Origin of the sequence: Bacteroides sp. Marseille-P8574 (assembly GCF_902825465.1) — a bacterium.
Classification (GTDB): Bacteria; Bacteroidota; Bacteroidia; order Bacteroidales; family Bacteroidaceae; genus Bacteroides; species Bacteroides uniformis.
Genome location: NZ_CADEBE010000001.1, coordinates 2616670 through 2641748, shown reverse-complemented (window position 1 = coordinate 2641748; position 25079 = coordinate 2616670). Strand labels below are relative to the sequence as shown.

General features: G+C 48.0%; 21 protein-coding genes. 11 read left to right on the top strand and 10 right to left on the bottom strand.

The window, feature by feature from the left end; genetic code table 11:
* Positions 1–66: 66 nt before the first annotated feature.
* Together HUX74_RS11270 and gpmI are read right to left on the bottom strand one after the other, a co-directional pair.
* A complete protein-coding gene (locus HUX74_RS11270) occupies positions 67–648 on the bottom strand; it encodes a DUF3109 family protein (RefSeq protein ID WP_008662683.1) in 582 nt (193 codons plus the stop codon).
* 112 nt (positions 649–760) lie between these two features.
* A complete protein-coding gene (gpmI, locus tag HUX74_RS11265; protein WP_005834542.1) occupies positions 761–2275 on the bottom strand; it encodes a 2,3-bisphosphoglycerate-independent phosphoglycerate mutase in 1515 nt (504 codons plus the stop codon).
* Positions 2276–2544: 269 nt separating this feature from the next.
* Between gpmI and HUX74_RS11260 the strand changes: the two genes are divergently transcribed.
* Positions 2545–3471 carry a magnesium transporter CorA family protein gene (locus HUX74_RS11260; RefSeq protein ID WP_005834540.1) on the top strand — a complete coding sequence of 309 codons (927 nt, stop codon included), beginning with the start codon at positions 2545–2547 and terminating at the stop codon, positions 3469–3471.
* 9 nt (positions 3472–3480) lie between these two features.
* Here the strand turns inward: HUX74_RS11260 and HUX74_RS11255 are convergent, their stop codons facing one another.
* A complete protein-coding gene (locus tag HUX74_RS11255) occupies positions 3481–4086 on the bottom strand; it encodes a ribonuclease HII (protein WP_117600198.1) in 606 nt (201 codons plus the stop codon).
* Between the two features lie 97 nt (positions 4087–4183).
* On the opposite strand from HUX74_RS11255, the gene HUX74_RS11250 reads away from it, so the two are divergent.
* The 7 genes from HUX74_RS11250 (at position 4184) to HUX74_RS11220 (ending at position 16868) form a co-directional block, all read left to right on the top strand.
* Positions 4184–5806 carry a tetratricopeptide repeat protein gene (locus tag HUX74_RS11250; RefSeq protein WP_119961449.1) on the top strand — a complete coding sequence of 541 codons (1623 nt, stop codon included), beginning with the start codon at positions 4184–4186 and terminating at the stop codon, positions 5804–5806.
* A 219-nt stretch (positions 5807–6025) separates the two neighbouring features.
* Positions 6026–9145 (top strand): TonB-dependent receptor, encoded by a 3120-nt coding sequence (locus tag HUX74_RS11245; RefSeq protein WP_174646652.1) that lies wholly within the window; start codon positions 6026–6028, stop codon positions 9143–9145.
* A gap of 23 nt (positions 9146–9168) precedes the next feature.
* Entirely contained in the window at positions 9169–10689 is a 1521-nt protein-coding gene (locus HUX74_RS11240; RefSeq protein ID WP_117600195.1) for a RagB/SusD family nutrient uptake outer membrane protein, read from the top strand.
* A gap of 130 nt (positions 10690–10819) precedes the next feature.
* The gene (locus HUX74_RS11235; protein ID WP_117600194.1) at positions 10820–11098 is read left to right on the top strand and encodes a LysO family transporter; all 279 of its coding nucleotides are present in this window, start codon (positions 10820–10822) and stop codon (positions 11096–11098) included.
* Positions 11095–11697: a lysine exporter LysO family protein gene (locus tag HUX74_RS11230; protein WP_005830487.1), complete on the top strand. Its 603-nt coding sequence runs from the start codon at positions 11095–11097 to the stop codon at positions 11695–11697. The genes HUX74_RS11235 and HUX74_RS11230 overlap by 4 nt, the downstream gene beginning before the upstream one ends.
* 78 nt (positions 11698–11775) lie before the next feature.
* Positions 11776–14919 carry a glycoside hydrolase family 2 TIM barrel-domain containing protein gene (locus HUX74_RS11225; protein WP_117600193.1) on the top strand — a complete coding sequence of 1048 codons (3144 nt, stop codon included), beginning with the start codon at positions 11776–11778 and terminating at the stop codon, positions 14917–14919.
* A gap of 20 nt (positions 14920–14939) precedes the next feature.
* Positions 14940–16868, top strand: coding sequence for a trehalase family glycosidase (locus tag HUX74_RS11220; protein WP_174646651.1), 1929 nt, complete (start codon positions 14940–14942; stop codon positions 16866–16868).
* Between the two features lie 150 nt (positions 16869–17018).
* On the opposite strand, the gene buk is transcribed toward HUX74_RS11220, so the two are convergent.
* Both buk and HUX74_RS11210 read right to left on the bottom strand, forming a co-directional pair.
* The gene (buk, locus tag HUX74_RS11215) at positions 17019–18080 is read right to left on the bottom strand and encodes a butyrate kinase (protein WP_117600191.1); all 1062 of its coding nucleotides are present in this window, start codon (positions 18078–18080) and stop codon (positions 17019–17021) included.
* 44 nt (positions 18081–18124) lie between these two features.
* A complete protein-coding gene (locus HUX74_RS11210) occupies positions 18125–19045 on the bottom strand; it encodes a phosphate acyltransferase (RefSeq protein ID WP_117600190.1) in 921 nt (306 codons plus the stop codon).
* 226 nt (positions 19046–19271) lie between these two features.
* Between HUX74_RS11210 and HUX74_RS11205 the strand changes: the two genes are divergently transcribed.
* From HUX74_RS11205 to HUX74_RS11195, 3 genes are read left to right on the top strand one after another with little or no spacing between them, the layout of a single operon-like run.
* A complete protein-coding gene (locus HUX74_RS11205; protein ID WP_174646650.1) occupies positions 19272–20210 on the top strand; it encodes an LD-carboxypeptidase in 939 nt (312 codons plus the stop codon).
* Positions 20207–21220 (top strand): M28 family peptidase, encoded by a 1014-nt coding sequence (locus tag HUX74_RS11200; RefSeq protein WP_130080317.1) that lies wholly within the window; start codon positions 20207–20209, stop codon positions 21218–21220. The genes HUX74_RS11205 and HUX74_RS11200 overlap by 4 nt, the downstream gene beginning before the upstream one ends.
* Before the next feature lie 45 nt (positions 21221–21265).
* Positions 21266–21688, top strand: coding sequence for a SufE family protein (locus tag HUX74_RS11195; protein ID WP_034523308.1), 423 nt, complete (start codon positions 21266–21268; stop codon positions 21686–21688).
* 240 nt (positions 21689–21928) lie between these two features.
* Here HUX74_RS11195 and HUX74_RS11190 read toward each other — a convergent pair whose 3' ends face one another.
* Genes HUX74_RS11190 through HUX74_RS11170 form a run of 5 tightly spaced genes read right to left on the bottom strand, consistent with a single transcriptional unit; the run spans position 21929 to position 24921 of the window.
* Positions 21929–22132 carry a helix-turn-helix transcriptional regulator gene (locus tag HUX74_RS11190; protein ID WP_005830522.1) on the bottom strand — a complete coding sequence of 68 codons (204 nt, stop codon included), beginning with the start codon at positions 22130–22132 and terminating at the stop codon, positions 21929–21931.
* 43 nt (positions 22133–22175) lie between these two features.
* Positions 22176–22817, bottom strand: coding sequence for a DUF2975 domain-containing protein (locus HUX74_RS11185; protein WP_005830526.1), 642 nt, complete (start codon positions 22815–22817; stop codon positions 22176–22178).
* Positions 22818–22832: 15 nt separating this feature from the next.
* Complete coding sequence (locus tag HUX74_RS11180) at positions 22833–23438, bottom strand: DUF2975 domain-containing protein (protein ID WP_098031794.1); 606 nt, start codon at positions 23436–23438, stop codon at positions 22833–22835.
* A gap of 23 nt (positions 23439–23461) precedes the next feature.
* Positions 23462–24130, bottom strand: coding sequence for a DUF2975 domain-containing protein (locus tag HUX74_RS11175; RefSeq protein WP_009037683.1), 669 nt, complete (start codon positions 24128–24130; stop codon positions 23462–23464).
* Positions 24127–24921, bottom strand: a complete 795-nt coding sequence (locus HUX74_RS11170; protein WP_009037681.1) for a CPBP family intramembrane glutamic endopeptidase — start codon at positions 24919–24921, stop codon at positions 24127–24129. Before HUX74_RS11170 ends, HUX74_RS11175 begins: the two co-directional genes overlap by 4 nt.
* Between the last annotated feature and the right edge of the window lie 158 nt (positions 24922–25079).

Sequence of the window (25079 nt, the reverse complement as noted above, 5' to 3'; positions counted from 1 at the left end):
CTGACCGGGGCTTTTCCTTTATTCCTCTTCTCTTCCAAAGAAGAGACCCGTCTCCATACAGAAGAACTATAGGATTCCTTGTTTTTTCATCTCTTCCACTACCAATTCCAACTCTGCATACCAGTCCTCACCAAACTTACGGATAAGCGGTTCTTTCAGGAACTTGTACACGGGCAGATTTTCCTTTTGTCCCAACAACATAGCGGCTTTGCAGACATCCCAACGATGATAGTTCACTGCCTTATAGAGTCCGTAGTTCCCCACCCTTATCGGATAGAGATGACAGGATATGGGTTTGTAGAAGTTGGTCCTACCCTCACGGTAAGCCTTTTCGATGGCGCAATAGCAACAGCCTTTATCATCATAGCAGGTAAAGACGCAATCCTTGTTGTTCACAATAGAAGTCACCAGGTCACCTTCACAATCGGTATAGACCACACCTTGCTCCTCTATCACGGTGCGGGCTTCGGGAGAAAGCTCATCCCAAATCAGCGGAAGCACCTCTTCCAGTTTCTCCACCTCGTCCAGCTCTACGGGAGCACCGGCATCGCCCTCAATGCAGCAAATCCCCTGGCAGGCACCCAAGTCACACAAGAACTTCTCGCGCAAGACATCGAAAGAAACCACAACATCACCAATCTGTATCATAATCATTCTATTAAAAAAAGACGCGGATTATCCGGATTGCACAGACTCAACTTTAAGAGCATCCGTGGAATCCGTATAATCCGCGTCTAAATATTGTTACGGCCTTGACGCCTTACTTAATCAAATCCTTACCAGTCATTTCGGCCGGCTGTTCCATACCCAAGATATGCAGGATAGAAGGAGCTACGTCAGCCAATACACCGTTCTCAACCTTGGCGTCCTTGTTTGCAGTAACGTAAACGAAAGGAACGGGGTTCAGAGAGTGGGCAGTATTCGGAGTACCATCCTCATTCAGAGCGTGGTCGGCATTACCGTGGTCGGCGATGATGATTACTTCATAATCGTTTGCCTTGGCAGCTTCAACAGTATCTTTCACACATTCGTCGATGGCTTTCACTGCCTTCTCAATAGCTTCGTAGATACCGGTATGTCCCACCATATCACCATTGGCGTAGTTCACCACGATGAAATCGAACTTCTGGGTCTTGATAGCTTCAACCAACTTGTCCTTCACCTCGTACGCACTCATTTCGGGCTTCAAGTCGTAAGTGGCAACCTTCGGAGAAGGAACCAGGATGCGCTCTTCAGCATCGTAAGGAGTCTCGCGGCCACCGTTGAAGAAGAAAGTCACGTGTGCATACTTCTCTGTTTCGGCAATGTGCAGCTGGGTCTTGCCATTGGCAGCAAGGTATTCGCCCAAGGTATTCTGTACGTTCTCCTTATCAAAAAGGATATGCACACCCTTGAAGCTGGCATCGTACGGAGTCATGCAGTAGAACTGCAGGCCCGGAATGGTCTGCATGCCTTGTTCGGGCATATCTTGCTGGGTGAGGACAACGGTCAATTCCTTGGCACGGTCATTGCGGTAGTTGAAGAAGATTACAACATCACCTTCCTTGATGGTACCGTCGAAGCCACCGTTCACAATCGGCTTAATGAATTCATCCGTAACGCCTTCGTCGTAGGACTCCTGCATAGCCTGGACCATATCCGTAGCAACCTTGCCTTCACCGTTTACCAACAAATCGTAGGCAACCTTCACACGTTCCCAACGTTTGTCGCGGTCCATGGCATAGAAACGTCCCACGATGGAAGCAATCTTGCCGGCAGACTTCTCGCAATGAGCAGTCAACTGCTCAATGAAACCTTTACCACTCTTCGGGTCGGTATCACGACCGTCCATAAAACAGTGGATGAAGGTATTCTCGATACCGTATTCCTTGGAAATATCGCAGAGTTTGAACAAATGGTCAAAAGAGCTGTGCACGCCACCGTTGCTGGTCAGTCCCATAAAGTGAATATTCTTGCCGTTTTCCTTTGCATATGAGAAAGCAGAAACAATTTCCTTGTTCTTCAGAATGCTGCCATCGGCACAAGCACGGTTAATCTTCACCAAATCCTGGTAAACGATGCGTCCGGCACCGATATTGAGGTGACCTACTTCAGAATTACCCATCTGTCCGTCGGGCAAACCAACGTTTTCACCGCTTGCTTGAAGCTCGGAATGCGGATAAGTTGCCAACAGACTGTCCCAATACGGAGTAGGTGTATTGAAAATCACATCATCTTTGCCTTGATCGCCGATGCCCCAGCCATCAAGAATCATTAAAAGGGCTTTCTTACTCATAATATTAATCGAATTTAATTGTATAATCTTTTTGTATGATACAAACGTTCTTTTATAGTAGGAACCTGTTTTTTGCGTTGCAAAGGTACAAAAAACAGCCGTTAAAGCGTACTGTTTCAAATGATTTATGTACTTTTGCCACGCTTAAAAAATAAAAAAACAAGAAATATGGACGATTCAAACCCACGAACGTGCAATAGTATTCACCAATAAAACGAACGGAGACGTTGACTGCAATGCCTCTGTTCCAACTAGAAAGGAGGCAAACAATGAGAAAGTATCTCTACAGTGAAAATGGCTTCACTGAAAAGGCCGAATGGCAACCCAACTGCTGGGTCAACGTAGAATGCCCGGACAACGATGATTTCAAATTCCTAACCGAAGAGCTGAAAGTTCCCGAATCATTCCTGGAAGACATAGCCGACGTGGACGAGCGCCCACGTACGGAAACAGAAGACAACTGGCTGCTGACCATCCTCCGCATCCCGATGCAGAGCAACCAACGCGGCGTGCCGTTCATCACTGTGCCCATCGGCATTATCACCAATGACGGAATCATCGTTTCTGTCTGCTATCACCACACGGAGCTGATACCGGACTTCATTCAGCATACCCGCCGGAAGAACATAGTCGTCAACAATAAACTGGATTTGATTCTGCGAATCATCTACTCTTCCGCCGTCTGGTTCCTGAAGTATCTGAAACAGATAAACAACGATGTGGCCACCGCCGAAAAAGAGCTGGAGAAAAGCATCCGCAACGAAGATCTCCTGCAACTGATGAAGCTGCAAAAGACGCTGGTCTACTTCAACACTTCCATCCGTGGCAATGAAGTGATGATAGGACGGCTGAAAAACATCTTTCAAGACACCAATTATCTGGATTTGGAATTATTGGAAGACGTGGTCATCGAGTTGAAGCAGGCATACAATACCGTAAACATCTACAGTGATATCCTGACGGGAACCATGGACGCCTTCGCCTCCATCATCTCCAACAATGTGAATGCCATCATGAAACGTATGACAAGCCTCAGCATTACACTGATGATTCCCACGTTGATAGCCAGTTTCTACGGCATGAATGTGGACATCCACCTGGAGAGTTTTCCGCACGCGTTTATTTTCATCATACTTTTGTCGGCAATATTATCAGCAGTGACATTCGTATGGTTCAGAAGGATTAAGTGGTTCTAAACAGCATCATTACCCGAAGTTCAGCGACAACTGCCCATCCCCCAAGAGATTGAACGTCAAGCGATGATAGGGGGTAGTGCCCCGCTCAGCAATGGCGGCACGATGTTTCTTGGTGGGATACCCCTTATTATGATTCCAGTCATAATAAGGATACTCTTCGTGGAGACGGTTCATGTAGTCATCACGATAGGTCTTTGCCAAAATGGAGGCGGCAGCGATGGAAAGGTACTTCCCGTCTCCTTTCACTACGGTAGTATGCGGCAAGTCCCGATATTTTTTAAAGCGATTGCCGTCTATCAGCAGATGTTGCGGACGGACATTCAGTTGGTCAACAGCACGGTGCATGGCAAGAAAGGAGGCATTGAGGATATTGATTTTGTCAATCTCTTCAGGAGAGACGACGCCCACCGCCCATGCCAAAGCCTCTTTCTCAATCACTTCACGCAAGGCATAGCGTTGTTTTTCCGTCAGCTGCTTGGAGTCATTCAGAAGTTCATTCTTAAAGTCCGTTGGCAGAATAACGGCAGCGGCATAGACCGCACCGGCCAGACAGCCGCGACCGGCCTCATCGCATCCCGCCTCTATCAAATCTTTATTCAAATAAGGTAATAACATATATATCGCTATCTTTGAGGCACAAAGATAAATCTTTTTGGAGGGAAACCGGACTTCTAAGAAGAATTAATTAAATTTGCAGAAACAAGACGATGCCATGAAGAAAAACCTATGTCTACTACTTGTATGTCTTCTGTCAGCACTTGCCCCACTGCAAGCTCAAGACATGCAGCAAGCACAGAAATTGATTGACCAAGCACAGAAATGCCTATACAACACCCCCAAACAAGCTTCCTACTATGCTGCTCAGGCTTCTGCCTTGTTTCCCGAAGATGAGCCCAGTGAGGTCCGTGCGCAGGCCATGTTCCTTTATTGCCAGGCAGAACAGCTATTGGGCAACTTTGACCTGAGTATCAAGAATCTATATGATACTCAGAAATACATCACCCCCGCAAACAAGCAACAAAGTGCCCAACTATACTCCCTCATGGGACGTGTCTACAGCAAACTGGGAGACTACAACAAAGCCATAGAACTAAACGACAAGGCAACCTCCATATTCAAAGCCATTGGTGATTCCACTTCTGTGGCCGGATGCTATAACGAACGTGGAGTTATGCACCACTTCATGAACGAATTTACCGTTGCCGAGCGTTTCTTCCAACGTGCGCTGGCCATCAACCGTGCCCAACGAAACCTGAAAGAGATTGCAACCAACCTGAACAACCTTTGTCTGTACCAGGGAAATACGGAAGAGAAACTTTCTTTCATCCAGGAAGCCATCACCATCAACAAGAATCTGGACGCCCAATGGTCTCTTGGCGAAAACTACAACAACATGGGGAAACAGTATTACTATGACAAGCAATACTCCAAAGCCCTGGAAGCCTTGCATAAAGCCTACGAGTATGCCCATAATATCGGAGCCCGCGAACTGATTTGCGACAATTACGAATATTCGTCCATGGTATATGCAGCTATAGGTGACTATGCCCAAGCCTATAAATACCTGGAGAAAATGCAGCACCTGAGCAAAGAGCTGCAAAGCAGCAACAAGCTGCGTAACATCGAGCAGGAAATTTCCTATAAAAGATACCAGGACCAGAAGCATGCCACTGAAATGCAGGAACAAACCTATGAAATAGAATTGCTGAAACGCAATCTATGGCTCTTGGGCAGCATACTTATTCTCGGTTTAGCTGTCAGTATCTTCCTATATAAATGGTATAAACGCAGAAAAGACCTGCAACTGATTGAAACCCGCTATCAGTTGGAACTCTCCGAACGCGAAGTATCCGAACTGAAACTACAACAGCAAGAAATGGAACTGAAAAACGTGCAGAGTGCTTTGGATGACAGCCGCCAGGAGGTCACCAGCTTTGCCGTATTCCTAAGAAGCCGCAATGAGCTACTCGACAAGATACGTGGGATGATTAAAGAGGGTTATAAGATGGATAACCAAACACTCATTCCCCACCTAAAAAAAGTGAATGCCTTCATCAGCCAATATCAAAGCGGAGATAAGACAAACAGCAGCTTATTGCTGAATATAGAAGAAAAGAACAAAGAATTTCTGGACCGACTTGCATTAAAACACCCTAATCTGACGCAAGGCGAAAAATACTTGGCAACTCTATTGCGCGTCAATCTGTCAACCAAAGAAATCTCCATGATAACCGGCACCATTCCCAAAACAATCAATATGAACCGGTATCGTTTACGCAAATCCTTGAACTTATCCACAGAAGAAGACTTGGTTGAATACCTCCAGAGCTTCTAAAAACGAAGCCGAAGAGAAAAGCTCTCTTGTAGATATATTATATTACAATAAAATATTATTATTCAACGATTTATCAATCATCTTGTAGATTAAATAATAGTGCTTTCAGCCTCCTTTGTAGATATTTTATAGATAAAGGTCATAGTCAACCTTATAATTATATCACTTCCTTTGCCCTTGTGAAAAACAAAGTATTAACCTTAAAAAACTTTATCACACATGGGTAAAATTAAACAGTATTTGCAAAGAGCATTACTACTTGCTTTGCTCTTTGTATGTCTAGCGCCGCTAAGTGCATTAGCGCAAACCATCCAGCTAACCGGTACCGTAACCGATACCAAAGGAGAATCTCTTATCGGTGCCAGTATCTTGGAGAAAGGAACCGGCAATGGTTGCATCACCGACGTTGACGGCAACTTTACGTTGACAGTCTCTCCTAAAGCAACTATGGTAATCTCTTATGTGGGTTATGTAACCCAGGAAATTCCCCTCAACGGGCAGAAGAACATCAAAATAGCATTGAAAGATGATTCTGAAATGCTGGATGAAGTCGTAGTCGTAGGTTACGGTACGATGAAGAAGAGCGACATGACCGGTGCCATTTCTTCGGTGAAAGCGGAAGATTTGATGAAGCGTGCCACTACCAGCGCAACCGAAGCACTGCAAGGTAAAATTGCCGGTGTAAGCGTATTGAAATCGGGAGGTAATGCAGGTGCAAGCATTTCCGTAAAAATCCGTGGTATCAAGACTATGGGTGACAACGAGCCGCTTTACATCATCGACGGGTATCCTGGCGACATCAACACCATCAATCCGCAGGATATCGAATCCATGGAAATCCTGAAAGATGGTGCCGCCGCTGCCATCTACGGTTCTGTGGCCGCCAATGGTGTAGTCATCGTTTCTACCAAGAACGGAAAGGAAGGAGAACTGAAAGTTTCCTTTAATACATATATGACGGTCAACTCGGTAGCCAAGAAGTTCGACATGCTCAATGCAGACGGCTACTTGAAAGTGCACAACATGATGTACGAGAATGCAGGGACAAACAAGCCCGCTTATCTTACGTACAAGAATGGACAGAACCCTACCGGTGCCGATACAAACTGGCAGGATGAAATGCTCCGTACCGGCATCGCACAGAACTATTATGTAAACCTCATCGGAGGTTCTGAAGTTGCTAAATATTCACTTTCTTATGGCCATGCCGACGAGAAGGGTATCTTTAAAGGTAACTCTTACATCCAGGACAATGCCCGTCTGAAACTGAATGCACACAAATATATCTTTGATTTCGATGCGAGCTTGAACTTCAAGGTCACACAAAGCAAACAGCCTCAGTATTCCTTAAAAGAAATGTACTCCATTTCGCCACTGGTGCCCGTTTACGACGAAAACCAGACATACGGATACGGTCTGACCGACATGTCGGTAGACGGTACCAAGATGGAATTCCCAACCAACCGTAATGTCATGGCAGACGACCATTACAAAGACAGAAAATATACGGGTTACGACATTACCGGCAATATCGGTCTGACCATGAACCTCGCCCCGTGGCTTACATTCAAAACAAGCTATACGTACGACGGTTACTACTACAACGACCGTTATCATCGTGCCAAATACGAAGCCAATGCACAAGAGCCGAGCCTCTATCCTTATAACTACGAGTACAACTCATACTATCGCAAGCAAACATTCGAGAATGTATTGACCTTCATGAAAGACTTCGGCAAGCATTCCGTTACTGCCATGATAGGTAACTCCATCATTTCCGCCCATCAGGATAAAAGTTCTGTCAGCGTGGAAGGCAAGAAAACCGAATATGATGTAGTAGGCGGCAGTCTGAGTTCCAGCGAGGTTCCCGGCGGATTCTTCGACCCGACATCTCCCACAATCGATGCTGGTATCGGCGGTACATTTGCCGGCACAGGTACTTTCTACGATTACAACCGCGCTTCTTTCTTCGGACGCTTCAACTATTCATACGCCAGCCGTTACTTGCTGCAAGTGACTGTACGTTCCGACGGCTCTTCCAAGTTCGGTAAAAACAACCGTTGGGGTACCTTCCCTTCCGTAGCAGTGGGATGGAGAATCAGTGAGGAAGATTTCTTCCCCAAAAACACCCCTATCAGCAACTTGAAGTTCCGCGCCAGCTGGGGACGCCTGGGTAGCGAGAGTGCACTGGGCTACTATTATGCGCCAACAATGAGTAACAGCAATACCCAATGGATGAGCTACATACAAGGTGGCAATCCTTGGGCCGGCATGTCCAACCTCTATCTGGTAAACGACGATTTGCGTTGGGAAACTACCGATACCAAAAACATCGGTTTCGACTTCGGTCTTTTCAACAATAAGTTGAGCGGTAGCCTTAACTACTATTACAACACAACGGAAGACTTACTGATTGAAAAAGTCATGCCGCCTTCTGCAGGTATCTACAATCCTACTGTCAACGTAGGAAAGATGGTAAACAAAGGTTTCGAGCTTGAATTGAACTATGGAGACAACATCAACGGTTTCGACTATAATATCGGTTTCAACCTTTCTACCATCCACAACGAAATGTTGAAGGCAGACCCGAACCAGATACTTTATGGTTCTGCCTGGAAGGGTGACGGCCACTTCGTAACCCAAACACTGAAAGGTTATCCGGTAGCCAGCTTCTGGCTGTATCAGACTGACGGCATATTCCAGACTGATGCAGAAGCTGCTGCTTACGTAAACAGTGCAGGCGAACGTCTCCAGCCGAGTGCCAAAGCCGGTGATATCCGCTTCAAGGATGTAAACGGCAATGGAAGCATCGACTCCGGCGACAAGGTATATTCCGGTTCCGGTATTCCCAAGGTGGAAGCCAACTTGTCATTCAGCGGTTCCTATAAGAACTTTGACCTTTCCTTCCAGTTCGGCAGTGCATGGGGGCACAAACTCTACAACGTAAACCGTCTGTATTATGAAGGAATGGACGCCGGTAGAAACTACTTCACAAGCACCATGAATGCATGGACACCGCAAAACGCAGGAACAAGCATGCCAAGAGCTGTACTGGGTGACCCGAATGAAAATACCCGTGAATCCGATCGCTTCCTCGAAAACGGTAACTTCGTCCGCCTTCGCCAGTTGCAGTTAGGATACAGCTTGTCCAGAGCTTTAGCTAAGAAAATGTATCTTGAAAAATGCCGCCTCTATGTCAGTGGAGAGAATCTCTTTACCATCACCAAATATTCCGGTATCGACCCTGAATTCTCTTCAAGCATTCTGGACACCGGTGTAGACTCCTTTGTATACCCGTTCACCCGCTCATTTGTAGTAGGTCTGCAAGTTACATTCTAATCACCATTAAAAACAAGAAGACAATGAAAAAAATTATATATATAGCCTCTTTCTTATGCGCCGCCTTACTGGCAGGATGCGATGATTTCCTGACGACAGAGTCTCCCGACTTTTCTACAGACAAATACTGGAGAGATAAAGCCGATGTAGAGGCAGGTCTATCAGCGGTATATGGCCAGCTGGATAACCGCACCGGCTCTTACACGGTTGCAGAAGTCAAGTTTGTTGTGGAAACCTTCCGTAGCGATGAGATGGTAAAAGGCCAGGACGTCAACAACTATCCGGAATGGGCTGCATTGTACGGATTCACCTACAACAATGAGAACTCCAGCATCAAAGAATACTGGATGAACAATTACAATGGCATCAACTACGCCAACAACGTATTATACGGTATTGACAAAGTACAGACCAGCGGTGAGAAGATGAGTGCCGATGACGAGAACCATCTTACGGGCGAAGCTCTGTTCCTGCGTGCCTACTATCATTTCAAACTGATTATGAGCTGGGAGAAAATCATTATCCGCAATGAATATCTGACCGGAGAATCCCAGACTCACAAAGCATTGTCTACCAGAACGGAAGCATGGGACTTTATCTGTACTGAACTGGACAAAGCAGGCAGCATGCTGCCACAAGACCGCCCTTCTTCCGAAGCGGGACGTGTAACCAAAGGAGCAGCCTACTCTTACCTGGGATGGGCTTACTTAACCCGTGCTTATGAAGAAAGTGACAAAAAGGCCGAATACCTGGGGCTGGCAGAAGCCGCTTTCAACAAAGTGACCGGCTACGAACTGGAGTCCGACTACGGAAGCATGTTCGACGGAACCAACAAGAATTGCAAAGAGTCCATTCTGGAACTTCAGTTTACCAACAGTACGGCCGACGGTACTTTCCACAAGCACGTACTCCACTTCTGGGTAGCTCCGGGCAGCATGTCCGGTTGGGACGAAATCCGTGTCAGCGACATGATGTACAACGAATTCCTGAAAGAAGGACGCATTGCCGAAGGTAACATGTACGATGCCCGTGCCTATGGTTCCATGATGTTTGATGATCCGTATTACTATGAAGGCGGGCACATTCTGGGGTACAATTACGATGACATCTATGATGAGAATTCTGCCACCCGATATAATTACCGTAAATACATGCCTTCAACTTGGAGCGACTATGCACAAAACTACGTAGGTACCAACATGCCATTGATGCGTTATGCCAATGTACTGCTGATGAAGGCTGAAATCTACAATGAACAAGGCCATCCAGAAAAAGCCATTCCATTGATTAACGAAGTACGTAGCGTGCACGGCAAACTGCCTGCCATGACCGGAAGTGACCAAGCTGCTGTTAAAGCACAGATTGAACATGAACGTCTGGTGGAATTCACACTGGAAAACTCACGCTTCTATGACCTCCGTCGTTGGGGCAAACTGGACGAAGCCATGAAGGCTGACGGCAGAACCGGATTCAGTGCATCTACCCATTCCTTCCTGCCCATTCCTCTGATGGAGATTCAGACCAACAATAAAATAAACGAATAATCCTTTTCCCAAATAGTATATCAAGGCGGCATTCGCCCCCGGCAATGCCGCCTTGTTTGCTTTGAAAGCTTTATCTTTGCACCTGCAAAAATAGACCATACTATCTTTGCCACTAAAAAACGACATAGATATGTTTACAATCATCGGACTAATGCTCACGGGAATGCTGCTGGGCTATCTCTTACGGAAACGGGACTTAAAGAAAATCCACCAAATCATCACCCTGCTCATCTGGTTGCTGCTGTTTATCCTCGGCATCGAGGTCGGAAGCAACGAGCAAATCATCAAGGGACTCCATACCATAGGCCTTGAAGCTGTGATACTCACCCTGGGAGGAACCTTGGGAAGCGTCATCGCCGCCTGGGCATTGTGGAGAGCCTTGTATAACAAGAAAGGAGGAAGGGCATGAAAGGAAGTCTTATCATAGTGGGCTTTTTCGTACTGGGTACGATTTGCGGCGTATGCCATCTGTTGCCCTTTGATATTGCAGAAACCAACATCAGCTACTACGCGCTTTGTGCGCTGATGTTCAGTGTAGGGCTGAGCGTGGGTAACGACCCGCAAACCCTGAAGAATTTCCGTTCACTCAATCCGCGACTGGTATTCCTGCCCATCATGACGATACTGGGAACGCTAGCAGGCTCCGCAGCCGTCAGCCTGATTCTGACACACCGTTCTATAACGGACTGTCTGGCCGTAGGTTCCGGATTCGGCTATTACTCGCTCTCCAGTATCTTCATTACCGAATACAAGGGAGCCGAGCTGGGCACCATCGCCCTGCTTGCCAATATCAGCCGGGAGATTCTGACACTGCTAGCCGCTCCGTTGCTGGTACGATGGTTCGGAAACCTTGCTCCCATCTCTGCCGGAGGAGCCACGACGATGGACACCACACTGCCCATCATCACACGGACAGCCGGACAGCAGTTTGTAGTAGTTTCCATTTTCCATGGATTTGTAGTAGACTTCAGCGTCCCATTCTTAGTGACATTGTTTTGTTCTATTTAGCTGAAAATGGAAAGGTGAAAGGTGAAAATTTTCCGTTTCCCATTTTCCATTTTCAACTTCCAATTAATCATTAATAATATGAAGACCAAACTTTATACCTTTCTTCTCTCTTCGCTGCTTTGCACCGGTGCCCTGGCAGACAATGAGCCGTGGCAAAACCCGCAAGTCAACGAAATGAACAGAGAACCGATGCACGCCCACTTCACTCCGTTTACGAATGAAGCCAACGCATTGAAACAACGTACCTTGCCCGCCGACGTACGGTTCGACGTTAATTCTGCAACGGAACGCCGTATCACTCTGGACGGCACCTGGAAATTTCTTTTTTCAAAGAACAATGACCTCTGCCCCAAAGACTTTCACAAGCCCGGATTCAGTACCCGCAAGTGGAGTAAAATTGAAGTTCCGGGAAGCTGGGAACTGCAAGGCTTCGATGCACCTATCTATACAGATACCCGTTATCCGTTCCCGCCCAATCCGCCCTACGTGCCTACCGACTACAATCCCGTAGGTGCTTATATCCGCGAGTTCACCGTCCCGGCTAGCTGGGGAGGCATGGACATCTTTCTTGATTTCGAAGGGGTGGAGTCTGCCTACTATGTATGGGTAAACGGCGAATTGGCAGGATATGCAGAAGACAGCCGCCTACCGTCGCACTTCAACATTACCCACCTGCTGAAGAAGGGCAACAATAAACTGGCAGTAAAAGTATTCCGTTATAGCGACGGTTCCTACCTGGAAGGCCAGGACTACTGGAAATACAGCGGCATCGAACGGAGTGTTTATCTCTACGCCCGCCCCCAGAGCCGCGTCAAGGACTTCCGGATGACAGCGGAACTGATAAACAACTACAAGGATGGCGAACTAAAGCTGGACGTATTCCTCCATCGGCCTAAAGCCGGAGAAACGGTGGAAGTCAAGGTAATGGACAAGGACAAGGTTATCTATGACCGGAAAAAGTCCATAACCTCTGCCACAGACACTTTGTTTACCCAGCAGCAAGTGTTCCCGAATGCACGAGCCTGGAATGCCGAAACACCGAACACCTACACGCTGGTAGTCAGCACCTTTGATGCACAAGGAAAACCGCAGGAATCCTTTACGCACCTTTTCGGCTTCCGTACCGTGGAAATGATGAACGGCATGCAGATGATTAACGGCCAGGCCGTCCTCTTCAAGGGGGTGAACCGTCACGAGCACGACCCGCACAAGGGACGTACCATCACCGTAGCTTCCATGATACACGACATCCAGCTGATGAAGCAGTTCAACCTGAACGGTGTACGCAACTGCCACTACCCGAACAACTATGCGTGGTACGAGCTTTGCACGGAATTCGGACTCTATATGGTAGACGAAGCCAACATCGAGAGCCATGGCATGATGTTCCACAAAGATGAGACCCTTGCCAACTACCCCGCCTGGGAGGTGCCTTTCATGCAGCGGATGAGTCGTATGATTGCGCGCGACCGCAACTACTCTGCCATCGTGACTTGGTCCATGGGCAACGAGTCGGGCTACGGCAAGCACTTCGAAACTCTGTATGACTATACCAAGAAGATAGATCCTACCCGTCCCATACAATACGAAGGGGGTGGCTACAACTCCAAGAGCGACATCTATTGCCCCATGTACGCACGCATCTGGAGGTTGCGCCAACACGTGAACCAACGTGATGCCCGCCCCATGATTCTTTGCGAATATGCCCATGCCATGGGTAACAGCGTAGGTAACTTCCAGGACTACTGGGACTTGATTTACAAGTACGACCAGCTGCAAGGCGGTTTCATTTGGGACTGGGTGGACCAGACGTTTGCCATCAAGGACGAAAACCAGCACGACATCTGGGCTTTTGGCGGCGACATGGGATTTGTAGGCGTCGTCAACGACTCCAACTTCTGTGCCAACGGCTTGATTGCTGCCGACCGCACCCCGCACCCACACATCTACGAAGTGAAGAAGGTATTGCAATACATCCATTTCGAACCGCTCGCCTTCACCCCGAACAAGATAAAGGTCACCAACTGGCACGATTTCATCGGATTGGAAGGATATACCCTCCGCTGGGCAGTAGAATGCGACGGCAAGACCGTTCAGAACGGTGAGATGGATTTCCCCAAGATTACTCCCAGAAACTCTGCCAACATAGAATTGCCACTGAAAGCGCTGCCTGCCGACGGCAAGGAGTATTTCCTCACACTGCGTGCATTCACCAAGCACGAAGCGCCATTAGTACCGAAAGGACACGAGGTTGCCATCGAACAATGGGAACTGCCTTCCGTCCCGTCAGCCAAAACCGTTCAGCCGGTGGAGGGAACGTTGACCGTAAACCGCAACAACGAAGCATTGACCGTGAAAGGCAATAACTTCCAGGTAGCTTTCTCTACCCGAAACGGTGAAATGACAGAGCTGAACTACAACGGAAAGAATCTGATTAAGGAAGGGCTGCAACCCAACTTCTGGCGCCCGTTGACTGACAATGACATTCCAAACAGACATCTGATACGCTGCGGCACTTGGAAAAACGCTGGACGCGATGCCAAACTACAGCATATCGAAGTTGCGAAAGCCGGACAAACGGCTACTGTCACTGCGACCTACCGCATGGAAGAACTAGATGCTGATTTGCAGACTCTCTACAAAATCACTCCCGACGGCAAGGTTCAAGTAACCATGCACTTCACCCCCGGCAAGAAGCCATTGAGTGAAATGCCGCGCCTGGGCATGCGCATGATACTCCCTGCCGAATATGAAATGATGACCTGGCTGGGCCGTGGTCCGCAAGAGACGTATGCCGACCGCAAGACGGGAGCATTGATAGGCCTCTACAACGCCACGGTGTGGGAACAATTCCATCCGTATGTACGTGCCCAAGAGACGGCCAATCATTGTGACGTACGCTGGGTGGCCCTACGTAATGCAACCGGCGAAGGCCTGCTGGTAGTGGGCGAGGAACCGTTGAGCGTAAGCGCCTGGAACTTCCCGATGGAGGACATTGAATACCGTCCCTCGCAGATGGAGCGCCGCCACGGTGGAAGCATCCAGAAGAAAGATATGGTATGGCTCAACATCGACCACAAGCAGATGGGCGTAGGCGGTGACAATACTTGGGGAGCACAAGTGCATCCCGAGTACACCATCACTCCACACGAATGGAAATACAGCTTCACACTCGCTCCCCTCGCACCGGAGGACGATGCGGCGGAACAAGCGCACAAATAACCGTTAAATACCTCATTCATATGAAATACAAATTTATACGCATACTCTGCTTCACATTGTTGGCCGCAGGCATCGCATCCTGCACCCCCGGCATGAAAAGCACTACGGAGAAACGGTATACCTTCGCCGACATACTGGACATCTCCTATACTCCCGACACCCTGCACCGCTGCTACGGTTGGTTCACCGACGCCGGCTCATGGATGGGCTTCACGCTGCCCGAACGGCAACAATGGGTCAACGGCTTCTGCGGCCCCTTCAGCCTCGATATGTTCCGCCGCCAGTGGATGGCACAGTCAGCCGCCGTCGTAAGCTTTGCCAAAGATACACAAGAGATTTTTGTTCCGGATTCCACTTGCTATTACCCCGGCGAGCTCTATATGTCGGCACATTCCACCCACGGGAACATCACGCAACGGCTCAACTTCACAAGTGCCTCGACCGCCTTGCTGCGCATCGAAGCCGACACGGCTGAAGACCTGCTGTTCTCCGGTAGCCAATGGGGCAAAGACATCACCGTCAGCGTAGAACAGAACTCCGTCATCGCCCGTCATCCCAGTGGCGAAACCGTAACCGTGACCTTTACTCCTAATGTAGAGCTGGCCAAGACTGACAATAACTATACAGCCCTCGTCCGCTCTCCGCGCTACCCCGTCAACGTAGCCATCTCTTTCTTCACTTCCGAAAAAGAGATGACTGCCGGCCTGCAAAACCTGCCGGGCTTGCTCAATAATCCCACCCCCGCCCTGCAAGCCAATGCCGAACGTTGGGAAGGTTACCTCACCAAGATACTGCGCAAGGACATGAAGCCCGAATACGACCGCATCGCCGTGAAAGCCGTCACCACGCTCATCTCCAATTGGCGGACACACCGCGGCGGATTGCTTCACGAAGGCATCATCCCGAGCCATGCCGTAGGTTATTTCGTCGGCTTCTGGGCATGGGACAGTTGGCGCTTCAGTGCCGGAACCGCCAAGTTCGACCCCGAACTGGCCAAGAACAACATCCGCGCCATGTTCGACTACCAGCAACCGGACGGCATGATTATCGACTGTATCTATACCGACCCCTCCGAGAACAATGCCCGTGACAGCAAACCTCCCTTGGTATGCTGGGCTGTCGACGAAATCTTCACCCATACGGGTGACACCGCCTTCGTTGCCGAAATGTACCCTCAACTGCTCTCCTATTATAAATGGTGGTACGAAAAACGCGACCACAACCGCAATGGCATGTGCGAATACGGTGCTACCGACGGAACACTGGAAGCTGCCGCCTGGGAAAGCGGTATGGACAACGCCATCCGTTTTGACGGCGCCGTGATGCTGAAAAACGAAGGCTACGAGGATGCCTGGAGTATGGATCAGGAGAGTGTGGACTTGAACGCTTATCTGGCACTGGAATGCAAACTGCTGAAGAAGTTCTCCAGCCTGCTGAAGATACCTTTCGACGCACCGGACTACAGTAGCCAGGTAGCCGACTATTTCTTTGACAAGAACATCAACTTCTTCTGCGACCGCCGTCTGAAGGACGGTTCATTCATCGAAGAGCCGGGCTGCGAAGCCTACACTCCGTTGTGGACCCGGATTGCCACACAGGCGCAAGTGGACAGCATGCTGCCCATACTTCAAGATACGGCAAAGTTCTCCACGTATATCCCCTTCCCTACCATTGCCGCCGACAATCCCAAATACAATCCGCGCGGCTACTGGCGTGGCCCCATCTGGCTGGACCAAACCTACTTTGCCATCCGCGGACTGCGCAACTACGGCTACAACCAGCTGGCAGATGAATATACGCTGCAAGTCTTCGACCGCCTAAGCGGGCTGAAAGAGGGTGCTCCCATCCACGAGAACTACGGAACCCATACCGGCGGACGCCTGAAAGCTCCCCATTTCAGCTGGAGCTCCTCACATCTGTTGATGATGTACGACGATTACGGTAAATAAACCGAGTCTCTATATAACGGAACGGTTTGTTTCCATACAGCAAGACACTTTGTTTCTTTCTTTTGAAACAAAGTGTCTTGCTGTATGGAAACAAACTATTTTGTACGTTGAGACAAAGTGTTCCGCTAAAGAGCACAAAAAATATGCTTATTACCGATAAACCTGCACCGGAAGCTCTCCACGCAAAGCTCCCAGCGCATTCAGTACCAATGCTTCCAATTCGTCTTCTCCGGGATAGACGTGAACAGGAGCAAGGAAAGACACGCGCTCCTGCAATCGTGAAGTGATGTACTCGGAATGTGCCATACCTCCCGTAAGCAGAATGGCGTCCACCTTACCATAAAGCACAACAGCAGCAGCGCCCACACACTTGGCTATCTGATAAATCATTGCATTCAGCACCAGTTCCGCGTGCTTGTCCCCCTCCTCTATCCGCTTTACGATGGCAGGAACATCTGTCGTACCCAAATGTGCCGTCAAACCGGCACGACCGGAAATACGCTTCTTCAGTTCCTCTTTGGTAAAACGACCGGAGCTGCAAACGTCTATCAGCTGCCCGGCAGGCAAGGTCCCGGCACGTTCCGGCGAGAAAGGACCTTCACCGTCCAGTGCATTGTTCACGTCGACGGCACGCCCCTTGCAGTGTGTCCCCACAGAAATGCCGCCACCCAGATGGCAGATAACCAGGTTCAAGTTTTCGTATCGGGTGTTGTGCTCGGCAGCATATCTCCGGGCGATGGCACGCTGGTTCAGGGCATGCCAAATGGTGATACGTGGCATCAAAGGCGAACCCGTAATGCGGGCTATTTCATCCAACTCATCCACTACACCGGGATCTGCAATAAAAGCCTGGCAACCGGGAAGCAGAGCTGCCAGTTCGGAAGCAATCAGGCATCCCAAGTTACATGCATGGCTGCGCATCGCATGGGCAATATCATCCAACATGGCGTCATTCACTACATAAACACCACCCGGAATGGGTTTCAATAATCCTCCACGCCCCACGATAGCGTCAAATTCAAAAGGGATTCCATTGTTGTCCAAAGCTTCCAGTACCAACTTCTTGCGGAATTCGAACTGGTCGATGATGCGGGGAAATTGGGAAAGTTCCTCCACCGAATGCCGGATGTTGAGTACCAGACGGGGAGTTTCATCCTCATAGACAGCAATTTTTGTCGAGGTGGAACCGGGATTTACTGCCAGTATTTTCATTGATTACGATTTACAAATTACGAACTACAAATTACTAATTACAATTAAGACTCTTTCACCCCGCTGGTCAGGCAAGCCATGGCAATGCTGTAATATTTGGACAAACCAGAATCGCTACGCGACGGTAATACCACCGGACATGAGGGTCCTTGCAGCAACCCGGCCATATCGGCATGAGAAAACAGAGATACAGCCTTATAAAAAGCATTTCCCGATTCGATGTTTGGGAATATCAACACATCCGCCTCCCCGTCAATCGGTGATACAATGCCTTTGATGTTACCGCTCGTCTTCTCACAAGAGGTCTTCACATCCAGCGGACCGTCGATGATGACATTGCCGAACTCTCCGGCTTCCGCCAGTTCCACAATATTCACATAGTCCAAAGAATGGGGGAATTTGGCGCTGACCTTCTCCGTGCAATGAATCAGCGCGATACGTGGCTGCTCTATCCCGAAATGGCGGCAAGTATGAATGGCATACCAAATCATTTCAATGCGCTGTTGAAGCGTCGGGCGGGGAATGACCGCAGCATCGGAGAAAAAGAGCAGTTTATCGTAAGTAGGTATCTGCATCACGGCCAGATGGGTCAGAATCTTTCCTTTAGGCAACAAACCATGCTCCTTGTCCAGAATGGCACGTAGCAAATTGTCGGTATTGATGATGCCTTTCATCAGGATATCTGCTCCACCCTCGCGTACGATACGCACCGCCTCACGTGCAGCCTCATCAGAATCTTCTATATGCAAGGTACTGACATATTGAGGATATTTCTTCAAGGTGGGATATTTTTCCAATATGGCAGAATCGCCAATCATCAGAAATTCCGCAATCCCCTCCTCCAAGGCACGGGATATGGCATATTCTGTATTAGGGTCATTGGCACAGACTACCGCAATACGTTTCCTCTTATTCAAGGTTTTCAGGTGGGCTGTTAACTGGGCAAAGTTCCGTATTGGTTCCATAACGTTAGATTTTTAGCAAATATCTAAAAAAATGTCGAGAAATGCAGCATTTATCCCGTTGAAATTTTATATGTTTAATATCATTTTGATATATTCACTACAGATGACACGAATTTGCACAGAACATATTCCCCTCTCCTCGCTCTCTTCTGTTAAAAATCCGTGTTAATCTGTGATATCTGTGGTGAATTATGTACTTTTGCCCAAAATAGATTGATAATATAGTATGGGTAGTCTTATTTTCCCTCCGTATCTGCAGGAAGGTGACCGTGTCATTATTCTCTCCCCTTCCAGCAAGATTGACAAATCTTTCCTGAAAGGCGCCTACAAACGTTTGAAGTCCTGGGGGCTGGAAGTCGTATTCGCAAAGCATGCGGGGAATTCCAACGGAACGTATGCAGGAAGTATCCGGCAACGCCTCGAAGACCTGCAGGAAGCCATGGACGATGAAGAAGCCAAAGTCATATTCTGTAGCCGGGGCGGTTACGGAGCCGTGCATCTGATAGGCAAACTGGATTTTACCAAGTTCAGGCAGCATCCCAAATGGCTCATCGGATTCAGTGACATCACCGCCCTCCATAATCTGTTCCAGCAGAACGGCTTCGCGTCGTTGCACGCCCCCATGGCGCGCCATCTCACAGTAGAACCGGAAGACGACTTCTGCACACAAGCACTGAAGGATGTACTGTTCGGGCAGGCATTGGGAGGAACGGAAGCATTCAGTTATGTCTGCCCGGGGCACAAACTAAATCATAAAGGAAAGGGAAAAGGCGTGTTGCGCGGCGGCAATTTGTCAGTGTTCTACGGGCTGCGCGGCACTCCGTACGACATTCCCGCCGAAGGCACCATTCTCTTCATCGAAGATGTGGGAGAACGCCCGCATGCGGTGGAACGCATGATGTACAATCTCAAACTGGGCGGTGTCCTCGACAAGCTTTCCGGCCTCATCATCGGACAATTCACCGAATACGAGGAGAACAAGTCCCTGGGAAAAGACCTATATGGTGCATTGGCCGATTTGGTGAAGGAATACGATTATCCGATATGTTTCGATTTTCCCGTCGGACATGTCAGCATGAACGTACCGTTGATAAACGGTGCTGCGGTAACATTGGAAGTTGGAAAGAAAGAAGTGAAACTAAGTTTTAATACAGAAAGAGAATGAAACGGAATTATACATTCATCCCGTTGCTGCTGTTGCTGATTGTAGCGATAGTGGCATGCAGCAACAACAGCAGCAAGTCTGCAGCCGATAATAACAGTGAGGGCGATGCGACCCAAGCGACTGTCCAAGTGCCTCAGTTCAGTGCAGACAGTGCATACCAATACATACAGACCCAAGCGGATTTTGGTCCGCGCGTGCCCAACACCGCCGCCCACAAAGCCTGCGGAGAATTCCTTGCCAAGAAGCTGGAGGAATTCGGCGCCAAAGTATACAACCAGTATGCCGACCTGGTGGCTTACGACAACACCATCCTGAAGGCGCGCAATGTTATCGGCGCCTATAATCCGGAAAGCAAAAGGCGTGTACTGCTCTGTGCCCATTGGGACAGCCGCCCTTATGCCGACCAGGATGCTGACAAGACGAAGCATCACAGCCCCATCCTGGGTGTGAACGATGGAGCCAGCGGTGTAGGCGTATTGCTCGAAGTGGCCCGCCAACTGCAACAGCAGGCTCCAGCCATCGGTATCGACATCATCTTCTTTGACGCCGAAGACTATGGCATCCCCTACTTCTATCAAGGTGCATACAAGAACGACACTTGGTGCCTGGGCTCGCAATATTGGGGACGAGTACCCCATGTAGACGGTTATAATGCCCGCTACGGCATCCTGCTTGACATGGTGGGCGGAAAGAATGCCACCTTCTACAAAGAACAGTTCTCTCAAAGAACCGCCGGTAAGTACGTGAACAAGATATGGAACACAGCCCACCGCCTGGGCTTCGGCAACTTCTTCCCCAAAGAAAAAGGCACCGAAGTGACGGACGACCATATGTATGTATACAACCTGCGGCAGATTCCCTGCGTGGACATCATCAACTATGACCCGAACTGCGACACCGGCTTCGGTGACTTCTGGCACACGATAGACGACACCATGGACATCATCGATAAGGGCACTCTCAACGCCGTGGGACAGACCTTGCTGGAAGTCATCTACAATGAGAAATAGACCATCAAATAGTAAATCGTAAATAGTAAAATAGTAAATCCCATGATAAGTATCAACGAAGTACAAGATGAAGTAATTGCCGAATTCAATGATTTCGACGATTGGATGGACCGGTACCAACTTCTTATTGATTTAGGAAACGAGCAGGAACCGCTCGACGAAAAATACAAGACGGAACAAAACCTGATTGAAGGTTGCCAGAGCCGCGTATGGCTGCAGGCAGACGAAGTGGACGGAAAAATTATTTTCCAGGCCGAAAGCGACGCACTGATTGTGAAAGGAATCATTTCACTGCTTATCAAAGTACTCTCCGGGCACACACCGGATGAGATACTGAATGCCGACCTCTATTTCATTGATAAAATAGGACTGAAGGAACACTTGTCGCCCACCCGTAGCAACGGACTGCTGTCTATGGTAAAGCAGATGCGAATGTATGCGCTGGCCTTCAAAGCGAAAGGCATCTAAAGGTTACGACCGACAATATATAAACTAATAATCAGCAGATTATATTTACCGGATGTTTACCCTATAATGTAAAAGCCGTTACTCCAGAATGTAACGGCTTTTACATTATGAAGTAACGACGTTTACCATAGTATGTAAAGGCGTTTACCGTAGTATGTAAAGGTGTTTACTGTAGTACGTAAACGGAGTTTCTTAAGGCGGTAAGCATTTCAACCTCTACTTGCGCCTTCTTCTCCCTATTTATCCCTCCTTAAACTCCAGTATATCCCCCGGCTGGCAATCAAGTTCCTTACAGATTGCTTCCAGTGTAGAGAAACGGATGGCCTTAGCCTTTCCGGTTTTGAGAATAGAGAGATTGGCAGGCGTAATATCAATCTTCTCCGCCAGTTCGCCCAAAGATATCTTTCTTCGGGCCATCATTATGTCAAGGTTTACTATAATCATATAATTGTGTTCTATTTATCAATTATTCTTTTCCCACTCACACCTAAATAGTTAAGTCCTGTTCTTCCTTTATCTTCACCCCGGCGGCAAATATCTCGGTGAAAAGAATTATAATAACCAGGGATGTGAAATCCGTATCATGCGATGCAACCACTTCATAGCCCAGCAGAGCCACTTGCTTCACTGCTTCAAGATGATTCAGCCAATCGTGCAAAGTCATCAAGCCGTACAATGCAGCAAACGAATAAGTAAAGAAACGCAACCGGGCTACATTATCCGAAGTAAACACTTCCCGCTTTGAGATGGATACCAGCAAACGTATCAGGCAATAGATTCCTACAAAGAAAGGAATGATGGCAAACATGGCAAAGAAGTTCACTATGGAACTCCAGACAGTGGGGACAATCACAGTGCCTATTCTCTTTACCTGATAAGGTACTGACTTATCGGCAAAACGATTCGTCAAGGAATCGACTGCTGTCGTTTCCAAAGGTCTTACATCCACATATACCTTATCAAATAAACCGGAATACTCCGGCTGTGGAGTTCCCGAATGCACATTTACACTATTGTAACCCTCAAGAAAACTATTCTTCATATCCACCCAGCCCGCTATCATCGCATAGGTAAACTCTGCAACAATGACCAATATAGCCAGGATACCCAATATACTTATCTTTTTCATAATCCTCCCCCCACATTAAACCGTTAAATCCTGCTCTTCCTTTATCTTCACGCCGATGGCGAATATCTCGGTGAACAATGCCAACAGCATATAATTGAACCAAGCATACTTGAAAGAATAAGGCAACACCTCGTATCCCTCCAGCTGCACTTGAGAAGCCAAGTCATGATAGATGCCCCATTGCTGCAACTCGAATAAAAGACTCACCGAAATCAGCGCATAGACAAAAATGCGCATCCGACGCACATTCTTGCGCACAAACACCTCGCCTTTCGTGGCAGTAAGCACCAGCCGCGCCACACTATAGAACCCGTAAAGCGCAAACAGTCCCGCAGGAAACAGCAAGAACGATACCCACCGCCACTTCGTACTACGGAAACCTTGCACCGATACCTCACTTGTATTGCAATACATGGGCGTATCCTGTGCCGCACTAATCAAAGTATCGGCAGGCAGCGTATCATCTGCCCGCACCAAAAGTGACACGGAGGGTAAGGCATGAAAATCCTTCTGGTCGCCCGCCTCATTCCAGCCGTCCATAAATCCACTAAACATATCCGTTACAACACTACCAATAAACACTACCAAAGCCAGGAAGGCACATACTCTGATTTTATTCATATCTCTGTCCGTTCTTCTTATTATTAAATCGTCAAATCCTGCTCTTCCTTCATTTTCAATCCAATGGCAAACACTTCACCTACAATCAGCGAACAAAGCCCAAGTACCAGCGTGGTAGTGCTCACCAATTCTGAGAGGCTCAGCTCGTAACCATGCAGCGAGAATACGGTATCGATACCTATAAAATCAAGATATGATGACGCAAAGGTACAGCAGAAGCTGACAACCAGTGCCATTCCCAATCGACGCAGCCGACGTACATTCCGCCAGTTGAAGATGTCGGACTTGTTGATAGAGATTATCAAGCGGATAAACAATACTACCGCCCAAAGAGAAAAGCCCAAATGCAGATATATCAGCAAATACTTTGCCACCACTTTCCCAACAGAATCATGAGAATTTACGCTGACCATCAACGAAGAGTAGGCTGCAGGCACATAACTCCTGCTTTTCTCATTGTAGACGGAATCCCTGAAGAAATCAAACGACTCCATGGAAGAAGGTATCAGGTTGACAACCTTCAGGTTCATCAGTTCCTTGTAGGCAGCAATGTCACTCCCTTTCTTTCCCAGCTCCAGTCCGGTCTGCGCCCCCATCTTGGCTCCCAGAAAGATATAGTACCCCTGCTCCAATACCGAGTAACTCAGTACAAGCATTACCACCAGGCAGAGAATGTTCAATCTTCTTTTCATAATTCAGTTGTTGTTGTATTAGTATCAGATATATTATATTTATTCAGTTGTTTCAAGGAGAGTAGAAGCAACAATATGAAAACCACTGCCCAAACCAGTACATACGGGTTACTCAGCAGATGTGTCACATCCTCCATTTCAGGATGTTTCAGGCTCAGATAGACAGACAAGCCGTTATTCATGATATGTATCAGAATACATGCCATAAGACTCCGTGTCTTATAATAAAGCCAGGCAAGCAAGAAACCGATGAGGCAAGCACCTATTATCTGAACCGGATTCAGATGAAAGATACCAAATATCAACCCGGAAAACAAGATAGCCTTTGCCGGGCTATATCTGCGAAGCAGCTCCTTGGTAATGGCACCACGGAAAAGCAGTTCTTCCAGTACGGGTCCCAAAACAGAAATACAGAGAATACCCAGCCAACCGGATTGCAGTATATCAAATGTCTGGTCCAACAAATTGGGCAAAAAAGTAAGTTCGGACATCAGAAGACCTATTATACATATGGAAGTCATTCCGGCAAGCAGGCTCCATGCCAGATAAGGGACTGACACCGGAGAATACAGATGCTTGTCTCCCGTCAGGTAGTTCTTGCGCCACAAGTACAGTCCCATGAAAACAAAGCCCAGCAGCATGGTAGGCGCCACAGCAATCTGACCAGCCTTGTCCATGTCGAAAGTTCCATAAGCGAAATACGTATACAGCAGACAGAAAGGTCCTGCAAACAGTGCTCCTACAATCTGCATCAAAAAGTAAATCAATACTAGTTTTATTGCCGTTTTCATTGTTCTATTCGTCTAAAAGTTCGCAAAGATACACATTTTCTCTGTCAATCCGTCAAGCTGTGGCAACAAGTCCCATCAGCAGCACCATCACTGTAGAAAGTGACAATACCAATAGTGTAATACTCATGAATGCTCTTCTCATAACCTAAACCCCTCCC